Consider the following 20,050-nt stretch of genomic DNA (forward strand, 5'->3'; position numbering starts at 1 on the left):
GACCAGCTCCTTCTCGTGTTCCGCGCTCACAGCCGACGTCCGTAGTTCACCGGTTCGCTGAGTGCCTCGCCGACCGCGAGCCCCGCCCAGAAGTCCTCGCCCAGCTTGGCGACGTACTCGGAGTGGTCGGCCGTGCCGTACACCCACTCCCGCAGCCACTCCTGCAGCCGCTCCGGGTCCTTGCTGATGTGCGACCAGGCCCGGTAGAAGTCGTTGTCCCGGTCGTAGTAGCCCTGCGCGAACGAGGGGTGCGCCCCGCGCGGGCAGACGACGACGGCGTCCACCGCGTGGGCGGGGACGAGCGTGCGGTTCGGGTCCGAGCGGACCACCTCGTCGCCGACGATCTCCTCCACGACGACGACGGCCTTGCCGGCGGCGTACACGGCCTCCGCCTGGATGCCCGTCAGGCCCCACATCTGCGTGTTGCCCCTGCGGTCGGCCCGCTGGGCGTGGATGAACGTCACGTCCGGGTTCACGGGCGGCACGACGTAGATCTGCTCGGTCCCGCCGTCCGGCCCGGGGTAGGGCGAGGCGACCTTGCGCAGATCGCTGTTGACGGACGGCAGGTCGCTGCCCCCGTAGCTGCGCAGCGGATAGAACGGCAGCCGCTGGGCTCCGGCGAGATAGCGGCAGATCATGCCGTAGTGGCTGTACTCCTCGAAGGCGAGGGGCGCGGGGTCGCTGCTCTCGATCCGGCGCCGCAGCTCTCCGAGCGAACCGGCGGAGGAGTTGCCCACGAAGGAGGAGACCAGCCGCGAGACGCAGCCCGCGGCGATCATCTGGTCCACCACGATGTCCGCGGTCATCCGGACGACCGTGAGGTCCCGGCGGCCCTGGCGGATTATCTCGTGCCCGGCCGCGGTGGGGATGAGGTGGGTGAAGCCCTCCAGGCAGACGGTGACGCCGTCCTGGACGAAGGCGGCGACGGCCGCCTTCATCGACATGGTCTTGTCCGGCCCGTCGTCGGTCCTGTCCGTCCGGTCCACGGTGCTCCTCGGCGAGTGTGTGCTGGTCGGCCTACCGTGTCAGCGGCCATTGATTGCTGTCCAATACCAAATTAAGGTCGGATCAAGACCGCTGATTAATGAATGGGTGTTCCGTATGGAACTGCGTCATCTGACCGCCTTCACCGCCGTGGCCGAGGAGCTGCACTTCGGCCGGGCCGCCAAGCGGCTGCAGATGGCGCAGCCGCCGCTCAGCCAGCAGATCCGGCAGCTGGAGAAGGAGCTCGGCGTCCAGCTCTTCGAGCGCAACACCCGCTCGGTGCGGCTCACCAGCGCGGGGGAGTCCTTCCTCGAACCCGTACGGACCGTGCTCGACGACCTCGACACGGCGGTACGGGCGGCCAGGGCCGCGGGACGCGGCGAGTACGGCCGGGTCACGATCGGATTCGCCGGCGCCTCCAGCCACGAGACGCTGCCGCAGCTGACCCGGGCCGTCCGTGCGGCCCACCCCGCGCTGGAGCTGGTCATGAAGGGGCAGACGTACGCCAACGTCGCCCTGTCGCGGGTCGCCGACGGATCGCTCGACCTGGGCTTCGTCCGCCTCCCGGTGACCCAGCCGGGGGTGGCCTACCGGGTGATCGACGAGGAGGAGCTGCTGTGTGCGCTGCCCTCCGACCACCGGCTGGCGCACCTGGAGAGCATCCCGATCGGGATCCTGGCCGACGAGCCCTTCGTCTCCTTCCCGGCCAACACCGGGTCCACCGTGCGTGACGCCATGGTCGAGGCCTGCGAGGCCACCGGCTTCAATCCGCGTGTCGTGCAGGAGGCCCCCGACTCGTACACGATCCTGGCCCTGGTCGCCGCGGGCGTCGGTGTCACCCTCACCGTCTCCTCCTGCCGTCACATCCAGCAGAACGGGCTGGTGTACCGGCCCCTCGCCGGCCCGCCCATCCGGCGGCAGGCGGCGCTGGCCTGGCGTGCCGACAACCCTTCCGCGGCGCTCCGCGCGGTGCTGGCGGTCGCCGAGGAGGCCCTGCCGACGCCGTAGGGCACGCCCCGGGGGCGATTGAGACGCGCTGCGTCTTGAAGAGGGGGCAACTCGATATTGGACCGACTCAGTGGTCGGGTGCGAAGGTCGCCCCACACACCCGAACCGCCGAAAGGTGTCCCCCGTGCCCGACCAGACCGATGTCGTCATCTGCGAACCGCTGCGCACCCCCATCGGACGTTTCGGCGGAGCCTTCGCCCAGCAGACGCCGGCCGCGCTCGCCGCACGCGTCATCGCCGAGGTCGTCGCCCGTACGGGGATCGACCCGGCCCGGGTCGACGAGGTGATCCTCGGCCACGCCTACCCCACCTCCGACGCCCCGGCCATCGGCCGGGTCGCCGCCCTCGACGCCGGACTCCCCGACTCCGTCACCGGTGCCCAGATCGACCGGCGCTGCGGGTCCGGCCTCCAGGCCGTCCTGGACGCGGCCATGCAGATCCGGGCCGGATTCAGCGACGTCGTGATCGCCGGCGGCGTCGACGTGATGAGTGCCGCCCCCTATTACACGCACGACGGGCGCTGGGGCATCAAGGGCCCCGGACTGCAGCTCCACGACTCACTGGCCCGCGGCCGGGTCACCGCCGGGGGCGTCAACCACCCCGTACCCGGCGGCATGATCGAGACCGCCGAGAACCTGCGGCGCGCCTACTCCATCAGCCGCGCCGACCAGGACGCCCTGGCCCTGCGCTCGCAGGCCCGCGCCGCCCGCGCCGCCGCCGAGGGCCGCTACGACGCCGAGACCGTCCCCGTCACCGTACGGACCCGCAAGGGTGAGACGGTCGTGACCGCCGACGAGCACCCCCGCCCCGACACGACCGCCGAGCAACTCGCCGCGCTGCGCCCCATCATGGGCACGTCCGACCCGGAGGCGACCGTCACCGCGGGCAACGCCAGCGGCCAGAACGACGCCGCCGCGGCCTGCCTGGTCACGAGCGCCGCCACCGCCGAACGGCTCGGGCTGACCCCGCTGGTCCGGCTCGTCTCCTTCGCCCGGGCCGGTGTCCCCGCCGCGACCATGGGCATCGGTCCCGTACCGGCCACCCACGCCGCCCTCGGCCGCGCCGGTCTCACCCTCGCCGACCTCGACCTCATCGAGATCAACGAGGCCTTCGCCGCCCAGGTCCTGGCCTGCACCCGGGAGCTGGGCCTCGGCGAGAAGGACCACGAGCAGCGCATCAACGTCAACGGATCCGGAGTCTCGCTCGGCCACCCGGTGGGCGCCACCGGGGCCCGCATCCTCGCCACCCTCACCCGCGAGATGCACCGCAGCGAGGCCCGCTACGGCCTGGAGACCATGTGCATCGGCGGCGGCCAGGGCCTCGCCGCGGTCTTCGAGCGCATCACCGACTGACCGTCCCCGTCCCCGTCTTCGAGGACTTCTTTCCCTTCCCCCGTCGCGTGACACCGGGCGTCCCGGGAGACGCCCCTGTCCGCCATGCCCCCATCCGCTTGATCAACGATGTTCACGGGAGCCACCTATGAGTGCGTCCACCGCAACCGCACGCGAGAAGACGAAAGCCGCCAACCGCGCAGGATTCGGGGCCTTCATCGGCTCCACCATCGAGTGGTTCGACTTCTACATCTACGGAACCGCGGCGGCACTCGTCTTCGACAAGGTGTTCTTCCCCGAACTCGAGGGCCCCATAGGCACCCTGGTCGCCTTCGCGACCTTCTGGGTCGGCTTCCTCGCCCGCCCCGTCGGCGGCATCATCTTCGGCCACTACGGCGACCGCCTCGGCCGCAAGAAGACCCTCGTCATCACCCTGCTGATGATGGGCATCTCCACCACCGCGATCGGTCTGCTCCCCGGATACGCCTCCATCGGCATCGCCGCCCCGATCCTGCTGGTCTGCATCCGCATGATCCAGGGCATCGGCCTCGGCGGTGAGTGGGGCGGATCCGTCCTGATCGCCTCCGAGCACGCCCCCAAGGGCAAGTCCGTGCTGTACGGGGCCTTCGCCCAGCAGGGCTCGCCCGTCGGCAACACCCTCTCGACGGTGAGCTTCCTGGCCATCAGCCAGCTGCCCGACGCCGCCTTCGTCTCCTGGGGCTGGCGGGTACCGTTCCTCGCCTCCGCCGCACTCGTCATGGTCGGCCTGCTGGTCCGGCTCAAAGTCACCGAGTCCCCGGCCATGGCCAAGCTCATCGAGAAGAAGGAAGTCGTCAAGCTCCCGCTGACCGAGGTCCTGCGCAGCCACCCCATGCTGATCGTCCTCGGCATCGGCGCCTGCACGATCGGCCTGTCGGCGACCTACTTCAAGTCGACGTTCGCCCTGTCCTGGGCCACCACATCGCTCGGATTCGACCGCAGCTCGTTCCTGACGATCATCCTGGTCGCCAACATCACCCAGATCATCGTCCAGCCCTTCGGTGCCGTCATCGCCACCCGGATGAAGAGCTGGTCCCGCGCCGTGATCGTGATGCTGGTGCCCGAACTGGTCCTGATGCCACTGATGTTCGTCCTCATCAGCACCGAGAACTACGGGCTCGCGATGCTCGGGGTCGCCGTCGCCACCATCCCGCACTGCCTCTACTACGCGGCCCTCGCCGGCATGCTCGCCAGCCGCTTCCCCGCCCATCTGCGCTACACCGGCATCTCGCTCTGCTACCAGCTGTGCGGCACCCTGCTCGGCGGCACGACCCCGATCATCGGCCAGTTCCTGCTCAACCGGACGGGCTCGATCACCGCGGTCATCGCGTACGCCGTCTTCCAGGTGGCGCTGACCCTGGGCTGCATGCTGCTCCTGCTCAAGCGCCCCAACCACGACGAGCAGGCCGCGGAGCCGGTCGCCGCCCGCCGCGCCGCCCCCGTCACCGCCTGACCCGCCCCCGTACGGAGAGAACGGAGTACCGCCCCATGCCCCTGACCGTGCACGGCATCCCGGAGATCCTCGCCCTCGGCGGGCGCGACCTCGGGCACTCCGCCTGGAAGGAGGTCACCCAGGAGCTCATCGACACGTACGCGTACGTCTCCGGTGACCACCAGTGGATCCACACCGACGTCGAACGCGCCGCGGCCGGCCCGTACGGGCGCACCATCGCCCACGGCTACATGGTCCTGAGCTGGGGCATCCCGATGTTCGGCGAGCTGCTCCAGGTGAGCGGCGTGGGACGCGCGCTCAACTACGGGGTCAACCGGGTCAGGTACCCGGCGCCCGTCCCCGTCGGCAGCCGCGTACGGCTGCACGCCTCCGTCACCGAGGTGAAGGAGGTCCCGCGCGGCGGCGTACAGATGACGCGGGCCTTCACCTTCGAGCTCGAAGGGTCGCAGAAGCCGGCCTGCGCCGCGGAGTCGCTGACACACTTCTACCCGTGAGGGCCGTCTCCTGCCGTGAGGCCCGTCAGGACGTCCGGACAAGGTGCACCGCCGTGCTCGCCCAGTCCCCGGGCGGCAGGTCCGGCAGCAGTCCGTACTCGCCGAGCACGGTCGCGGAGTGGACGGTGCCGGTGCGGGCGTCCCGGTAGCGGGCCGTCGGATCGAGTCCCGCCAGCCGCAGCGGCGGCCGGCAACTGCCGTGGCGGGGCGCCCGCTGCCAGACCAGCAGCAGGGCCTCGCTCCGGTCCGCAGCCGTGTACTGCACGGCGGCGGGCCCCTCGTCGACGCGGCCGCGCGGCCGGTGCATGATCCCGTGCTGCACCAGGTGGCGCACCCGCTTGTACTGCGCCACGAGGGCGGCCCCCTCTGCCAGTTCACCCTCCGACCACCGGTCGAGGTCGCCGCCGATCCCCAGCACCCCGGCCATCGCCACGTGGAAGCGGAAGCGCAGCGGGACGGTACGGCCGGTGAGCTGGTTGGGAACGTCGGTCACCCACGCGGCCATGGTCCGGGACGGGTAGATCTGGCCGTAGCCGTGCTGGATGAGGACGCGGTCCGCCGCGTCGGTGTTGTCCGAGGTCCATGCCTGGTCGGTACGGGAGAGGATGCCCGGGTCGATCCGGCCGCCGCCGCCGCTGCAGGCCTCGATCCGCAGGTCCGGATGGTCGGCCCGCAGCCGGTCGATCACGCCGTAGAGGTTGTGCACGTAGGCCGTCCACACAGGTTCCCCGCCGACGGCGCCGGCCGCCGGGTCCGGTGGTCCGGCCTCGGTGAAGGGCCGGTTCATGTCCCACTTGAGGAAGTCGATGCCGTGGCTGCCCACGAGACGGGTCAGCCAGCCGTACGCCCAGTCCGCCACCTCGCGGCGGCCGAAGTCGAGGACGAGCTGGCTGCGCAGCTCGGTGCGCGTGCGGTGGGGCAGGTGCAGTACCCAGTCCGGGTGTTCGCGGTAGAGGTCACTGTCCGGGTTGACCATCTCGGGCTCGACCCACAGGCCGAAGCGCATCCCCAGCCGGTGCACCTCGTCGATCAGCGGTGAGAGGCCCCGCGGGAAGCGTTCGGCGGCCGGAGTCCAGTCCCCGAGCCCGGCCCTGTCGCTGCGGCGCGCACCGAACCAGCCGTCGTCCATGACGTAGAGCTCCACGCCGAGGGCCGCCGCGCGGCCGGCCAGCGCCTTCTGGCCGGCCTCGTCCACGTCGAAGCCGGTCGCCTCCCAGGAGTTGTAGAGGACCGGCCTGGTCTCGCCGGGGTGCGGCAGGACATGGGCGAGGAGGTACGCGTGCCAGGCACGGCTCGTTCCGCCGAAGCCGTCGGCGCCGAAGCGGCCCGCGAAGTGGGGCGTGGTGAACTCCTCGCCGGGGCCGAGCGGCAGGACCGTACCGTCGTGGCCAGCACCGCCGGTGAAACCGGCCCGGCCGTCGGCCGCCCGCTGCACCGTGATGCGCCAGCTCCCGCTCCAGGCCAGCACCGCGCTCCACACCCGGCCGTGTTCCTCGGTCGCCCCGCCCGCGTCCAGCATCACCCAGGGATTCGCGTGATGGCCGGTGATGCCCCGCCGGCTGGTGAGCACGGTCTCCCCGAACGGCAGCCGGTCCCGGTGCAGTCGGTTCTCGGCCGACCACTGCCCCGTGACGTGGCTGAGCCGGTGGTCCTCCGCGACCGGCAGCGACCACGCCGCGGAGTCCGCGCGCAGTACGGTGATCGTCTCCTCGCCGGTGTTGCGCAGCGCGCACCAGCGCTCGATCACATCGGTGTCCTCGTGCACGCGGTAGTGGAGAGCCACCTCCAGGGGGTAGTGACGGTCCCTGAACTCCAGGACGAGCTCGGCGGATCCGGGCGCGGGCTCATGGACACGATGGCCCGTCGGCTGCCATTCGAAGGCCCGGGTGCCGTCGGCGAAGCGGACCTGCAGCGACGGCGGCCCGTACCGTGCGCCCCCGTCCACCGGCAGTTCGTCGCCCACGGACGGGCGCCCCTCGAAGCTGCTGGCAGGCTCCGCAGGGGGAGTGGCGAGCTCCTCGGCGTCCTCCAGGGTCAGCCGTGGTCCCCACGCGAGGTGACAGGGCGCTCCGGTCGCGTCGATGCGGAGCGCGTACGAGGTGCGCGGAGTGGAGAGCAGCCAGACCCGGGTGTCAGGGGCGAAGGAGATCACGGGCAGCGATCCTACGTTCCGACAGCGCGGGCCGGGGTGCTAGCGGGCGGCGAGCCGCTCCAGCAGGGCGGCGCTCCGCGCCAGCAACGCCCGCTCCTCATCGGTGAGTTCGGCCTCGATGGCCCGCGCGAGCCAGCCGGCCCTGCGGCTGCGCTCCGCTTCGAGCGCGGCCCGGCCCGCGTCGGAGAGCTCGACCAGCGACTTGCGGCCGTCCGTGGGGTGCGCGCGGCGCGTGATCAGGTTCTGCTCCATGAGGAGTCCCACCGCCCGGGCCATCGACTGGGGGCGGACACGCTGGTCGGCGGCGAGGTCGCTGGTGGTCATGGCGCCGTCGCGGTCGAGTGCGCCGAGGACGGCGACCTGGCTCAGCGGGATGTGGTCCTCGTGTGTGACGCGTCGGGTGAGCTTGCCCATCGCGGTGCGCAGTTCGGCGGCGATGGCGGCGGCTTCCGGGGTGGGCATAGGGCACTTTACCCCGTTGTCGGCAGGGCTGGGCCGCTGACCTGCACAGCAATGCTGTACAGCAAAACTGAGCAGCATTGCTGTATGGTTTTTCCTTGTCGGGCTCAGCGCCAGCGTTGTCGCAGCCGGGGCCACGGCACATGACAACGGGAAGGAACTCCCATGTCCGCAGAGGCAGCCGGAACCGTCGACGCCACCATCGAGACCGTCACCGCCCGCCGGATCATCGACAGCCGGGGCAACCCCACGGTCGAGGTCGACATCGTCCTGGCGGACGGGTCCCTGGGGCGCGCGGCGGTTCCCTCAGGCGCCTCCACCGGCACCCGGGAGGCCGTGGAACTGCGCGACGGGGACACCACGCGCTGGCACGGCAAGGGCGTCGACCGCGCGGTGGCCCACGTCAACGGGGAGATCGCGGCGTCCGTGCGCGGCCGGGACGCGGCGGACCAGGCGGGTCTCGACGCCGCGCTGATCGCCCTCGACGGCACCGCCACGAAGGCCCGGCTCGGCGCCAACGCGGTCCTCGGCGTCTCCCTCGCCGCCGCCAAGGCCGCAGCGGCGGCCCACCGCCTGCCCCTCTACCGCTACCTCGGCGGCGCCGACGCCCGCCTCCTGCCGCTGCCGATGATGAACATCGTCAACGGCGGCGCCCACGCCGACAATCCGCTGGACTTCCAGGAGTTCATGATCGCGCCCGTGGGCGCGGACACCTTCGCCGAAGCCGTCCGCATGGGCAGTGAGGTCTTCCACACCCTGCGCCGCGATCTGCTGGCCGCCGGGCACTCCACGGGTGTCGGCGACGAGGGCGGCTTCGCGCCCGCGCTGCGTACCGCCGAGGAGGCGCTCGACTTCGTGACGGCCGCCATCGAGCGCACCGGCTACCGCCCCGGCACGGACATCGGCCTGCTCATGGACCCGGCGTCGTCGGAGTTCTTCCGCGACGGGGTGTACGACTACGCGGGCGAGGGGGTGCGCCGCACCCCCTCCGAGAACGTCGACTACCTGGCCAAGCTCATCGAGGCCTACCCGATCGTCTCCATCGAGGACCCGATGGCGGAGAACGACCTGGAGGGCTGGCGCGAGCTGACCGCCCGCGTCGGCGACCGCTGCCAGCTCGTCGGCGACGACGTGTTCTGCACCGACGAGACGCTGCTGCGCGAAGGCATCCGCACCGGCGTCGGCAACTCGGTCCTGGTCAAGGTCAACCAGATCGGGACCCTGACCGAGGCACTGGCCGCCGTGGACACGGCCCACCGGGCGGGCTGGACGGCTGTCATGTCGCACCGCTCGGGCGAGACGGAGGACACCACCATCGCCGATCTGGCGGTGGCGACCGGCTGCGGTCAGATCAAGACCGGATCGCTCTCCCGCTCCGACCGCACGGCGAAGTACAACCAACTGATCCGGATCGAGGAGGAGCTGGGCGACTCGGCGCGCTACGCGGGCCGCTCCGCACTGCGACGGGCGTGAGCCGCAGGCAGACCCGAGCGCGCGCCGACGGGGCGGCGCGCGCCTCCCGGCCGATCGTCGAGGGGGTCTCCCGGCTGCGGAGATCCTGCTACTGGACGCCGCCGTACAGATAGCTCGTACTGCCGGCGAGGGTGGCGCGGCACCAGGCGTCCACCGCGCCCTGGTCCATCGCGGTCCAGTCGGGAGTGCGTTCCACCTGGGCGCCGCCCAGCCTGCGGCCGAGCTCCATCAGCCGCGCCCCCTCCGCGGTGCGCTCCCGCGCGTAGTGCCGCAGCGCCTCTGCGGGTGAGGCGGACCCGCGCAGCGCCTCCTCCAGGCACAGGGCGTCCTGCAGCGCCTTGACCGCGCCGCTCGCCGTGTGCGGCCGGGTGACGCCTGCCGCGTCCCCGGCCAGCAGGAACGGCGGATCCGCCGACCGGGGTGCGTGGAGGTCGGTCACCGGGTGGCAGACCATGGAGGTGTGCTCGCCGCGGGCGACGATGTCCGCCCACTCGGGAGGGAAGTGCTCATCGGCGATGTCGCGTACGTACGGTGCCAGTTCCTGCGGATCACGGGGTTCCGGCGCGGGCGGCCTCGCGTAGACGGCGTAGGCGAGCAGACGCTCCTCGGGTCCGGCCCCGCCGCCCCGGGGGATCAGGTAGAAGATGCCGTGCCCGCCGGGGTAGCCGATGGTGATCCAGGCACTCCGCAGGAGTTCGAGCTGCCGCTGATACCCGTCGAACGCGCTCAGCGGGAGCGCACCGCGCCACACCATGTACCCGGCGGGCGTCGGACTCAGCCCGGGGGCGAGGGCGTGCCGGGTCAGCGACCGGTGCCCGTCGGCGCCCACCACGATGTCGTACGGCTCCTCCGCCCCGGCCGCACGGACGAGGGCCTGCCCCGAGGCGGTCCGTTCGACGGAGGTGACCGGACGGCCCCGGTGGTAGCGGACCGAGTCGGCCTTCGCGCGCAACGACCGCCACAGCAGCCCCCAGTTGCACGGCGTGACCGGGCTCGGCTGGCGCGCGAACTCGCGGGCCGACCGCTGCCCCGGCTGCCGGGTCAGCCAGACGCGCGTGGCCACCGGTGCCGTGGGCATCGCGGCGTCCAGATAGCCCGTGGCGACGAGCTGTTCGTGCAGGGGAGGCGGGATCACGATGCCCAGACCGCGGTCCTGGAGTTCGCCGGTGCTGCGCTCGTACACGGTGACGTCCGCCCCGGCCCTGGAGCCCGCGATCGCCATCGCGCACCCGGCGATGCTGCCGCCGACCACGCCCATACGTAAGCCTGTCGCTGCCACGCCTCTGCCGCCTGTCCGTCGTCCCGGTAGGTGTCGTCCCCATGGTCGCAGTCGCCCGGTGCGGCCGGGGGAGCAACACCTGCTCGGCACAAGGGCCGCCCGCACAGCAATCGATGCTGTGCGGGCGGCCCTTGTACGTGCGTGACGGCGGAAACTAGCGCTGCGAGCTGCGGGTGCGCCGCAGCAGCACTGCGCCGCCGAGGAGCAGTGCCGCACTCGCACCGGCGGCCAGGCCGATGTCACCCGCGCCGGTCTCGGCCAGCTGCGTGTCGGGGGTGTTCGGTCCGGGGTTGCCGGCCGGCGGCTGGTCGACCGGGGGCTTGCTCACCGGCGGCTCGGAGGCCGGGGGCTCGTCGACGGGCGGCTCGTCCACCGGCGGCTCGGAGGTCGGCGGCTCGTCGACCGGCGGCTCGTCCACCGGCGGGTGCTCGTGGTCGTGACCGCTCACGTTGGCGCAGGAGTTGCCGCCCGTGGGGTTGAGCGCACCCACGATGTCGACGGTGTTGCCGCAGGCGTTCACCGGGATGTCGAGGGGCACCTGGGCCAGGTTGCCCGACAGCACGCCGGGCGAGCCGGTGGCCACGCCCTCCGCGCTCGCACCGGAGCCGTGACCGCCGTGGCCGCCGGAGCCGTGGCCCCCGGACTCGTGTCCACCCGAGCCGTGGCCCCCGGACTCGTGACCGCCGGACCCGTGTCCGCCGTGGCCCTTGTCGGAGCTGACGTTCGCACACTTGTTGCCGAAGGCGGGGTTCAGCAGGGCGATCACATTGACGGTATTGCCGCAGAGGTTGACCGGGATGTGCACCGGCACCTGCACGGCATTGCCCGAGCCCACGCCAGGCGAATTGGCGGCAACGCCGTCAGCCGACGCGTCGGCGTGCGCATAACCGCCGGCGGCGGACAGGATGCCCGACGCCGCCGCCATGACGATCATGCTTTTATTCAGAACCTGTCGCATTACTTGCCCTTCTTCGGGATATTCACGTGGGCAGTGAGCCCGCAGAATCATCGCGCGGTGCCGCATGTGTGCCGGGGCGGTGGCCCCGGCGGCAACTCATTCCATCTACGCGGACTACTTCATAACGACAGGGGAGTTGCGTGGGAAACTTGGAGAGTCGTGGAAATTATGTAACCACTCGAATGGGTAACGCACATACGTTCACTTGACGGTGGGTGCCTGGGGATTTCCGGCATTCGGGTGAACGGGGAGAACCAAACCAGGGGCGGAGAGTTGGGCAGGGCGCTCCGCCACGGGGCAATCGGTACGAGAAGGGTTCATCGTGATCAAGAAGGTTCTGGCTACGGGTGCCGTCGCCGCCTCCATCCTCGGTCTCTCGGCGACGAGCGCCATGGCGATCGGTGACGACACCGGCACGACGTCGATCAACGGCAACGGTGCCGTGTCGGAGTTCGGCAACAGCGTGACCAAGGGTGACCAGAGCCCGCAGCTCAGCCTGGTCCAGGGCTCGCTGAACAAGCCCTGCATCGCCCTGCCGCTCAAGGCGAACGTCGGTGGGCTCCTCGGTGCCCTCGCGGTCGGGGTCCAGGACATCAACGTCCTGTCGAGCCCGCAGAACCAGCAGTGCACCGAGAACTCCACCCAGGCCAAGGGTGACGAGGCGCTGTCGCACATCCTGTCGGACATCCCGGTTCTCGCCGGAAATGGCGCCGGCAACGGCTGATTTGGGCCGCACCAACCGGCCCGGGCCGCCGACACTCCTCCATCGTGCGGCCCGGGCCTGCGTCATTCGGGGGGTTTTTCAAGAAACTGCTTCCAGAGAGTTTCGATAACGCCCGCCAATCGTTACGGATTACAGAAACGGGGCCACGAGCGCATTTTCAACAGCGTTCGTGCGGCACGAAAGACGTGACCGCTCAGGGCTCCGCTGCAGAAAGGGATGAAAGTGAAGTACACCAAGGTTGCCGCCATCGCCGCCGGAACGCTCATGGCGCTGGGCTCCGCTGCACCGGCCATGGCCGACTCCGAGGCCGAGGCCATCGCGGCCCACTCCCCGGGTGTCCTGTCGGGCAACGTCATTCAGGCCCCGATCAACATCCCGGTGAACATCTGCGGCAACACCGTGAACATCATCGGTCTGCTCAACCCGGCCTTCGGCAACGTCTGCATCAACGACTGACGTTTCCCGGTCGAGTCGATGGCCAGTCATCGGCAGGCCCCGGACCGCATAGCCGCGGTCCGGGGCCTTCTCATTTCCGCCGACGAAAAGTATGCCCTGTGCAGTTGCCCGTTCGCGGGCTGATCGTTATGCCTGGTGAAAGCGGCGGAAGTCACAGGTAAAGAAGACTTGTGCGACGCGGGGACGCGACCGAAACAGACGCCGCTCCAGAAGGGAACCCGAAAGTGAAGTACGCGAAGACTGCCGCCCTTGTCGCCGGTTCCGTGGCCGCTCTCGGAACGGCCGCTCCGGCCTTCGCCGTTACCACCGCCACGGCCCCCCACTTCAGTCTGACCAGTGGTGTGAACGAGATCACGTCCACCACGCCGCAGCTCGCGGACCAGGTGGTGAACCCCGTGGTGGGTGCGGTCGGCGACACCACCGAGGCGGTCCAGGAGGACGGCACGGTCAGCAAGCTGGCGGACGGTGCGACCGGTGCGGCCAGGAGTGCCGGCCCGCTCCTGGGCGGGCTGCCCCTCGGCGGCTGATCCGTTTCGCGGGACGCGTTCCTTCCCGATGCGCGTCATTCCCGTTGCCCTTTTCCGCGTAATCCTGCGGTGACCTGGACGAATTAAGAATCGTTCGAGTGAAACGGCACAACCAAACCCGCCGGAACGAGTTGTTCACCATGCTCCGGACAGGCGGGCAACAGAAGAATCAGAAGGGCTAGTTCCATGATGAAGAAGTTCCTGGCGTCGGCGGCAGTCGCTGCCTCCGTCGTCGGCGTTTCCGCCGCTGCGGCCCCCTCGGCCATGGCGATCGGCAACGACCAGGGCACCACGTCGGTCAACGGCAACGGCGCCGTGCAGTCCTACGGCAACAGCAGCACGCACGGCGACATGAGCCCTCAGATCGGTCTCATCCAGGGATCGTTCAACAAGCCCTGCATCGCCCTGCCGGCCAAGGCCAACATCGGCTCGCTCCTCGGTGCCGTCGGGGTCGCCGTCCAGGACGTCAACGTCCTGTCCAGCCCGCAGAACCAGCAGTGCACCGAGAACTCCACGCAGGCCAAGGGCGACGAGGCCCTGTCGCACATCCTGGACGACATCCCGATCCTCTCGGGCAACGGTGCGGGCAACCACTGACCACCGATAACTCCCGTCCTGCCCTTCCGCAGTTCATGACCTGAGGGGCCGGCTCATCCGTGCGGCAACCGTTCGTCGGGAGCCCGGGTGAACCGGCCCCTCAGGGCTGCCCGCCCTCATGCACCCTCCGGTCTGCAGGTCGGGTAGCCCGATAGTGCGGGAATTGGGCCGGTTGCCCCAGTCGCGGCCGACGCGGGCCGCCCGTTCGGGTAGGTGGCCCTCATGGACCAGTACGACAGTCACCATCCGCCCGGCCGTGACCCCCGGCCGGAGGGCGCCACGCCCATCTACGACAGGCTGCTCGCCGAATGGTGCGAGGCGGCCCGGCGTGAGGCCGTGGGGCGCCCGCAACGCCCGGCGTCCGGTGGGCCGGTGCGCGGCAGGGCGAGCGCCTTCGTCCCGGCCGCGCGCACAGCGGAATCCACGGGAAACAGCAGGTAGGGAACGTCGACCCGGCGCCGGTTCCAACTCGTTTGAGTGGTGTAGCGGAACCGAAACCTCCGCTTGGGGTTAGTCAGTACGTTCCACAACGGGACGCTCCGAAAGGTGAAGCTTGATGAAGAAGATGATGGCCGGCGCGGCTGTGGCTGTGTCCCTGGTCGGTCTGTCCGCCGCCGCGGCCCCCTCGGCCATGGCGATCGGCAACGACCACGGCACCACCACGGTCAACGGCAACGGCGCCGAGTCGAAGTTCGGCAACAGCGCCACGCTCGGCGACCAGAGCCCGCAGCTCAGCCTGGTGCAGGGCTCGCTCAACAAGCTCTGCGTCGGCCTGCCGGCCAAGGCCAACGTCGGTGCGCTGCTCGGCGTGATCGCCGCGGTCGCGGTCCAGGACGTCAACGTCCTGTCCAACCCGCAGAACCAGCAGTGCGCGGACAACTCCACCCAGGCCAAGGGCGACGAGCCGCTGTCGCACATCCTGAACGACATCCCGGTGGTCTCGGGCAACGGCGCGGGCAACAACTGACGCCACTGAGCGCGACGATGCCCACCACTCCACGGGGGGTGGTGGGCATCGTCATGTCCCGGTGCGGCGCAGGTGCCGGCTCAGGTCAGACTGCGTACCGGCAGGAGGCAGTGGGCCGAGGTCCCGATGACCTCCGGGTCACCCACGAAGGACCGCAGCAGCTCCTCGTCGACCGGCAGGCCCGGAGCGGCCGCCGGCCACGGGCGCGTGGCGAACATGCCGTGCACCTGGCCCTCGGCCTCGGCCACCGCGAGCCACTCGCGCGGGACGGTGTACTGCGCCTTGAAGTGAGGCATCGTCAGGACGGCCTGGCCGGACTGGATGAGGAGCTTGACCGGAAGGTTCGGCTTCTCGGTGGCGTCCAGGGTCTCGCCCCCCACCCGCAGTCCGCTGCGCTCGAGAGCCACGCGCATGGCCTTCTCGCCCGTCTCCGGTCCGTCCTGCCCGTCGCCGAGCGAGTAGGTGAGGAGAAAAGCGACGTCACGGCCGGTCGTGGCGTTCTCGCCGCTCCAGGCGAGGAGGATCTGTGTGCCCAACTGGGCTTGTGCGAACGTGCCGGTGGCGGTCTGGGGTGAGGTCATGTCCGGCACCCTAATGGCCTGAGACCGGTTGTTGTGCATGCGTATCACCTGATCGAGGGAGATCCCCTGTCAAGCCGGACGAACGCCGCAGCCCGGTGCTCGGGTGCGAAAACCCGTTGACGCCGCAGGGCGGCCCCGCGCTAGGCTGTGCGGAGTTCAAGGAATCAGGAGGTGAGGACATTGATGACTGTCGTTGCGATGGGCGCTGCCCACAACCAGAAGAGCATCGTTCTCACCCCCGTGGCCACCGGCTGACCTTCACCTTTCTTCTCCGCGCCCGAGCGCGCGGTGCCGGGGCCACCCTTGTGAAGGGTTTCCCTTGTCTTTCCCCATTCTTCCGGTTTCCGTTTCGTCGCACCCGCTGGCTCCGTACGGCTGGGACGACGACTGGGCCGCTGCCTTCGCCCCGTACGCCGAGCAGGGACTCCTGCCCGGCCGCGTGGTCAGGGTGGACCGCGGGCAGTGCGACGTGGTCACCCCGGACGGCACACTCCGGGCGGACACCGCGTTCGTGGTGCCCCGCGATCCGATGCGGATCGTCTGCACCGGCGACTGGGTGGCCGTCGACCCCGACGGCGACCCGCAGTTCGTCCGCACCCTCCTTCCACGGCGCACCGCCTTCGTACGCTCGACGTCCTCGCAGCGTTCCGAGGGCCAGGTGCTCGCCACCAACATCGATCACATCGTCATCTGCGTCTCGCTCGCCGTCGAGCTGGATCTCGGACGGCTGGAACGGTTCCTGGCGCTGGCCATGTCCAGCACCTCCGGTGCCGCCCTGCTGGGTGACGGGACACAGGCCGAGGAGTACGAGGCGCACCCGCTCGTCGTGCTCACCAAGGCAGATCTCGTCCCGGACGCCGCCACGCTCTCCCATCTGGTCGAGGACATCGAGCGCATCGCCCCCGGAGTGCAGGTGCTGCCCGTCAGCTCCGCCACCGGTGAGGGGGTCGACGTGTTCGGTGCCATCGTCTCGGGCGGTACGAGCGTGCTGCTCGGGGTCTCCGGCGCGGGCAAGTCGACCCTCGCCAACACGCTGCTCGGCGAGGACGTCATGGATGTCCGGGCGGCGCGCGACGTGGACGGCAAGGGCCGGCACACCACCACGACGCGCAACCTCCTCGTGCTGCCCGGCGGCGGCGTGCTGATCGACACCCCCGGGCTGCGTGGGGTCGGGCTCTGGGACGCGGAGGCCGGCGTCGGCCAGGTCTTCTCGGAGATCGAGGACCTGGCGCGGCAGTGCCGCTTCCACGACTGCGGCCACGAGGCCGAACCGGGCTGCGCCGTGCTCGGCGCGATCGAGGACGGGACGCTGCCGGAGCGGCGTCTCGACAGCTACCGCAAGCTGCTCAGGGAGAACCACCGGATCGCGGCCAAGACGGACGCCCGGCTGCGCAGCGAGACCATGCGCGAATGGAAGCGCAGGGGCGCGGAGGGCCGGGCCGCCATGGCGTTCAAGCGGGAGGGCCGTATGCGGTAGTGCGGGCGGCCACCTGCTTCGACGTCCGAAAACCGCGAGTGCGCCCTCGGGAGGGGGCGCACACTGGACGGTGTGATGGACGAAGAGACCAGGTACGAGGCGGTGAGCCGCCGCGACGCGCGCTTCGACGGAGAGTTCTTCTTCGCCGTCGCGACCACCGGCATCTACTGCCGGCCGAGCTGCCCCGCCGTCACCCCCAAGCGGAAGAACGTGCGGTTCTACCCGACCGCGGCCGCGGCCCAGGGCAACGGCTTCCGGGCGTGCAGACGCTGCCGCCCGGACGCCGTGCCGGGCTCCGCCGAATGGAATGTGCGTGCCGATGTCGTCGGCCGCGCCATGCGGATGATCGGCGACGGCGTCGTGGACCGGGAAGGCGTCCCCGGGCTCGCCGGGCGGCTCGGCTACAGCGCACGTCAGGTCCAGCGCCAGCTCAACGCCGAGCTGGGAGCCGGCCCCGTCGCCCTCGCGCGCGCCCAGCGCTCCCACACCGCCAGGGTCCTGCTGCAGACCACGGACCTGGCCGTCACCGAGATCGCCTTCGCGTCCGGCTTCGCCAGCGTGCGCCAGTTCAACGACACGATCCGGCAGATCTACGCCCGCACCCCCAGCGCTCTGCGGACCGAGGCCGGTACGGGCACCGGCGGGGGGCTGCGCGAGGGGCGAAGGGCCGGAATCCCGCTCCGGCTCGCGCACCGCGGCCCGTACGCCGCCCGGGAGGTCTTCGACCTCCTCGGGGCCGAGGCCGTGGCCCGGATCGAGGAGATCGGCGGAGCCCCCGGCGCACGCACCTACCGGCGCACCCTGCGGCTCCCGTACGGCGCCGGAGTCGTGGCCGTCGACGAGGCCTCCGCCGGGCCGTGGCTGGAAGCCCGCATCGCGCTCACCGACCTCCGCGACCTGACCACCGCCGTACAGCGGCTGCGCCGGCTCCTCGACCTCGACGCCGATCCGTACGCCGTCGACGAGGCCCTCGGCGCCGATCCGCGTCTGGCGCCGCTCGTCGTGGCCCGCCCGGGTCTGCGCTCGCCGGGCGCGGCGGACCCGGAGGAGTTCGCCGTACGTGCGCTCGTGGGCACGGAAGCCGCCGAAGGGCTGGTGGAGCGGTACGGGAAGGTCCTGGACGTACCGTGCGGCGGCCTCACCCATGTCTTCCCCGAACCGGGTGTGCTGGCCGTCCGGGCGGAGGATCCGGCCCTGCGGGAGCTCGCGGGCGCCCTTGCCGAGGGAACCGTACGGCTCGAAGCCGGAGCGGACCGGGACGAGGCGGAGCAGGCGCTGCTGCGGCTGCGGGCGATCGGACCGGAGACCGCGGCGCTGATCCGCATGCGGGCGCTGGGCGATCCCGATGTGGACCCGCACGGGACACCCGCGACGGAGGGTCTGCGGCCGTGGCGGTCGTACGCCGTACGCCACCTGGAGCGCGCGGGCCGAGCGGGACTCCTGGGGCGGTAGGCGCAGGCCGGTCAGCCCCAGATCACGGCGCCCAGCCACGCCCCGACCACGAGCAGGCAGACGAAGAGCTCCAGGAGCACCGAGTAGCCGGTCGCCCGCATGACCGACCTGAGCGAGGTCCAGCCCGCCCTGCGGGTGCCCAGCCGCAGCCGTTCCGCCCCGTAGATCGCGCCCACGTAACCCAGCAGCCCGCCGATCACCGGCACCACGAAGAACCCCGCGATCGCGGCGACACCGCCGATCATCAGCGTCTTGCGGGGAGCCCCCGACTCCTGCGGGCGGCGTGACGGCAGCAGCGCCTTCAGCGCCTGGTTCAGCAGGAGCAGACACGTCGCCCCGATCAGTACCCCCCACGCGAGCGGCGTCGTGTCCGTCAGCGCCCACCACAGCACCGCGGCCCAGATCATCGCCTGCCCGGGCACACCCGGCACCAGCACACCGACCAGGCCGAGCACCATCACCGCGCCCACGGCAACGAGCTGCCACACACTCATTCGACCAGCGTGCCGGAGTCCGCCCGGTCCCGCCCGTCAGCGCAGGTCCGACAGGGGGCGAACCCCCGGGCGGTCAGCGCGGCGCCCGGGCCACCCAGCCGCGTTCGTACGCGTGCCAGCCCAGCTGCAGCCGCGTCGACACCCCGGTCAGCTCCATGAGCCCCTTCACCCGCCGTTGCACCGTCCGCAGGCCCAGTTCCAGCTGTTTCGCCACACTCGCGTCCGTCAGACCGGACAGCAGCAGGGACAGGATCTCCAGATCGGTGGGGTCCGGCCCGGGGCCTTCCTCCTCGCTGACGCCGCTCTCACCCAGCCGCAAGGGCATCGCATCGCGCCACACCGCCTCGAACAGTCCCATCAGGGACTCCAGCAGACCACTGCCATGGACGACCAGCGCGGCGGGCTCGGCCCCGCGCCCCGTCAGCGGCACCATGGCCAGCGAAGCGTCGGCGACCACCAGTTTGGTCGGCACCCGGTCGACCACCCGGCACTGCTCGTCGCGGCTCAGCGCCGCCGAGAGCTCCACGATCCCCGACGGCAGCGCGAGCACATCGCGCTCGACGACGACCCGGTAGGACACTCCGCGCATCGCCGCGCGTTCCTCGGACTCGTTCTCCATGCCCGTGACCGCGATCGGCTTCCCCGTGACCAGTGCGCAGACCTCCGAGACGGCGCCCAGCTGCAGCTGATGGAAGCGATGCGCCACCGCACTCGCACCGGTCACCACCTCCACCAGGTCGTGCACCGCCGGCTCGGCCGCCTCCGCCCGGTACTCCTCGGCGAGCAGCGCCGACGCGAGCTCGGCCTGCTCCAGTTCGTGCCGCTGCTGAGTCAGCAGCGCGCCCAGAGCGACCCCGGGCGGCGCGGCCACCCAGCGGTCCGTCCGCGACGAGGACTGGGCGGCGAGCCCCTGCTGTTCCAGCCGGCGCAGCGCCCGCTCCGTGTCCGCCTCCGGCAGCGCCAGCCGGCGCGCGAGATCGGAGAGCTCTGCGGCGCCCGCCGCGACAAGCGCCCGGTAGGCCGCTTCCTGTCTCTCGTCGAGACCTATCGCTGCCAGCATCTTCCGACCCTCCCCGGGATGGTGTGCGCGCGTCTCCGCGCCTTTCCGGCCGACCGGCCATGGCGGGAAACAGCCACGGCGCAAAC

General features: G+C 71.0%; 21 protein-coding genes. 13 read left to right on the forward strand and 8 right to left on the reverse strand.

Annotated features, from left to right (window positions below):
• Positions 1 to 26 precede the first annotated feature (26 nt).
• A complete protein-coding gene (locus ACFQ6X_RS06180; protein WP_383176862.1) occupies positions 27 to 944 on the reverse strand; it encodes a CoA transferase subunit A in 918 nt (305 codons plus the stop codon).
• 157 nt (positions 945 to 1,101) lie between these two features.
• Here ACFQ6X_RS06180 and ACFQ6X_RS06185 point away from each other — a divergent pair, with 157 nt between their 5' ends.
• The 4 genes from ACFQ6X_RS06185 (at position 1,102) to ACFQ6X_RS06200 (ending at position 5,308) form a co-directional block, all read left to right on the forward strand.
• Positions 1,102 to 1,992 (forward strand): LysR family transcriptional regulator, encoded by an 891-nt coding sequence (locus tag ACFQ6X_RS06185; RefSeq protein ID WP_329206192.1) that lies wholly within the window; start codon positions 1,102 to 1,104, stop codon positions 1,990 to 1,992.
• 124 nt (positions 1,993 to 2,116) lie between these two features.
• Positions 2,117 to 3,343: an acetyl-CoA C-acetyltransferase gene (locus tag ACFQ6X_RS06190; protein WP_383176657.1), complete on the forward strand. Its 1,227-nt coding sequence runs from the start codon at positions 2,117 to 2,119 to the stop codon at positions 3,341 to 3,343.
• Positions 3,344 to 3,470: 127 nt separating this feature from the next.
• Positions 3,471 to 4,814, forward strand: coding sequence for an MFS transporter (locus ACFQ6X_RS06195; protein ID WP_383176660.1), 1,344 nt, complete (start codon positions 3,471 to 3,473; stop codon positions 4,812 to 4,814).
• A gap of 35 nt (positions 4,815 to 4,849) precedes the next feature.
• Positions 4,850 to 5,308 (forward strand): MaoC family dehydratase, encoded by a 459-nt coding sequence (locus ACFQ6X_RS06200; RefSeq protein WP_383176663.1) that lies wholly within the window; start codon positions 4,850 to 4,852, stop codon positions 5,306 to 5,308.
• A gap of 25 nt (positions 5,309 to 5,333) precedes the next feature.
• Here ACFQ6X_RS06200 and ACFQ6X_RS06205 read toward each other — a convergent pair whose 3' ends face one another.
• A complete protein-coding gene (locus ACFQ6X_RS06205; RefSeq protein ID WP_383176865.1) occupies positions 5,334 to 7,466 on the reverse strand; it encodes an alpha-galactosidase in 2,133 nt (710 codons plus the stop codon).
• A 33-nt stretch (positions 7,467 to 7,499) separates the two neighbouring features.
• Positions 7,500 to 7,922: a MarR family winged helix-turn-helix transcriptional regulator gene (locus ACFQ6X_RS06210; RefSeq protein ID WP_383176666.1), complete on the reverse strand. Its 423-nt coding sequence runs from the start codon at positions 7,920 to 7,922 to the stop codon at positions 7,500 to 7,502.
• A 162-nt stretch (positions 7,923 to 8,084) separates the two neighbouring features.
• Between ACFQ6X_RS06210 and eno the strand changes: the two genes are divergently transcribed.
• A complete protein-coding gene (gene eno / locus ACFQ6X_RS06215) occupies positions 8,085 to 9,392 on the forward strand; it encodes a phosphopyruvate hydratase (protein WP_383176669.1) in 1,308 nt (435 codons plus the stop codon).
• 88 nt (positions 9,393 to 9,480) lie between these two features.
• Here the strand turns inward: eno and ACFQ6X_RS06220 are convergent, their stop codons facing one another.
• On the reverse strand, positions 9,481 to 10,671 hold the full coding sequence (locus ACFQ6X_RS06220; protein ID WP_383176672.1) for an FAD-dependent monooxygenase: 1,191 nt from the start codon (positions 10,669 to 10,671) through the stop codon (positions 9,481 to 9,483).
• Positions 10,672 to 10,825: 154 nt separating this feature from the next.
• Positions 10,826 to 11,605: a chaplin family protein gene (locus ACFQ6X_RS06225; protein WP_383176675.1), complete on the reverse strand. Its 780-nt coding sequence runs from the start codon at positions 11,603 to 11,605 to the stop codon at positions 10,826 to 10,828.
• 346 nt (positions 11,606 to 11,951) lie between these two features.
• On the opposite strand from ACFQ6X_RS06225, the gene ACFQ6X_RS06230 reads away from it, so the two are divergent.
• The 6 genes from ACFQ6X_RS06230 to ACFQ6X_RS06255 all read left to right on the forward strand — a co-directional run bounded on the left by ACFQ6X_RS06230 (position 11,952) and on the right by ACFQ6X_RS06255 (position 14,900).
• Positions 11,952 to 12,353, forward strand: a complete 402-nt coding sequence (locus tag ACFQ6X_RS06230) for a rodlin (protein WP_383176678.1) — start codon at positions 11,952 to 11,954, stop codon at positions 12,351 to 12,353.
• 222 nt (positions 12,354 to 12,575) lie between these two features.
• Complete coding sequence (locus ACFQ6X_RS06235; protein WP_383176681.1) at positions 12,576 to 12,809, forward strand: chaplin; 234 nt, start codon at positions 12,576 to 12,578, stop codon at positions 12,807 to 12,809.
• Positions 12,810 to 13,033: 224 nt separating this feature from the next.
• Positions 13,034 to 13,336: a hypothetical protein gene (locus tag ACFQ6X_RS06240; RefSeq protein WP_329206173.1), complete on the forward strand. Its 303-nt coding sequence runs from the start codon at positions 13,034 to 13,036 to the stop codon at positions 13,334 to 13,336.
• Between the two features lie 186 nt (positions 13,337 to 13,522).
• Complete coding sequence (locus tag ACFQ6X_RS06245) at positions 13,523 to 13,933, forward strand: rodlin (protein WP_383176684.1); 411 nt, start codon at positions 13,523 to 13,525, stop codon at positions 13,931 to 13,933.
• A 222-nt stretch (positions 13,934 to 14,155) separates the two neighbouring features.
• On the forward strand, positions 14,156 to 14,374 hold the full coding sequence (locus ACFQ6X_RS06250) for a hypothetical protein (RefSeq protein ID WP_383176687.1): 219 nt from the start codon (positions 14,156 to 14,158) through the stop codon (positions 14,372 to 14,374).
• 115 nt (positions 14,375 to 14,489) lie between these two features.
• Entirely contained in the window at positions 14,490 to 14,900 is a 411-nt protein-coding gene (locus ACFQ6X_RS06255; RefSeq protein ID WP_329206169.1) for a rodlin, read from the forward strand.
• An 80-nt stretch (positions 14,901 to 14,980) separates the two neighbouring features.
• Here the strand turns inward: ACFQ6X_RS06255 and ACFQ6X_RS06260 are convergent, their stop codons facing one another.
• The gene (locus ACFQ6X_RS06260) at positions 14,981 to 15,481 is read right to left on the reverse strand and encodes a DUF5949 family protein (RefSeq protein WP_383176690.1); all 501 of its coding nucleotides are present in this window, start codon (positions 15,479 to 15,481) and stop codon (positions 14,981 to 14,983) included.
• Positions 15,482 to 15,800: 319 nt separating this feature from the next.
• Here ACFQ6X_RS06260 and rsgA point away from each other — a divergent pair, with 319 nt between their 5' ends.
• On the forward strand, positions 15,801 to 16,958 hold the full coding sequence (gene rsgA, locus ACFQ6X_RS06265) for a ribosome small subunit-dependent GTPase A (RefSeq protein ID WP_383176693.1): 1,158 nt from the start codon (positions 15,801 to 15,803) through the stop codon (positions 16,956 to 16,958).
• 75 nt (positions 16,959 to 17,033) lie between these two features.
• Positions 17,034 to 18,410 (forward strand): DNA-3-methyladenine glycosylase 2 family protein, encoded by a 1,377-nt coding sequence (locus ACFQ6X_RS06270; protein ID WP_383176868.1) that lies wholly within the window; start codon positions 17,034 to 17,036, stop codon positions 18,408 to 18,410.
• An 11-nt stretch (positions 18,411 to 18,421) separates the two neighbouring features.
• Here ACFQ6X_RS06270 and ACFQ6X_RS06275 read toward each other — a convergent pair whose 3' ends face one another.
• Positions 18,422 to 18,904 (reverse strand): DUF456 domain-containing protein, encoded by a 483-nt coding sequence (locus ACFQ6X_RS06275; protein WP_383176696.1) that lies wholly within the window; start codon positions 18,902 to 18,904, stop codon positions 18,422 to 18,424.
• 73 nt (positions 18,905 to 18,977) lie between these two features.
• Positions 18,978 to 19,964, reverse strand: a complete 987-nt coding sequence (locus tag ACFQ6X_RS06280; protein ID WP_383176699.1) for a helix-turn-helix domain-containing protein — start codon at positions 19,962 to 19,964, stop codon at positions 18,978 to 18,980.
• Between the last annotated feature and the right edge of the window lie 86 nt (positions 19,965 to 20,050).

The sequence above is a fragment of the Streptomyces sp. NPDC056452 genome (assembly GCF_042796085.1).
Classification (GTDB): domain Bacteria; phylum Actinomycetota; class Actinomycetes; order Streptomycetales; family Streptomycetaceae; genus Streptomyces.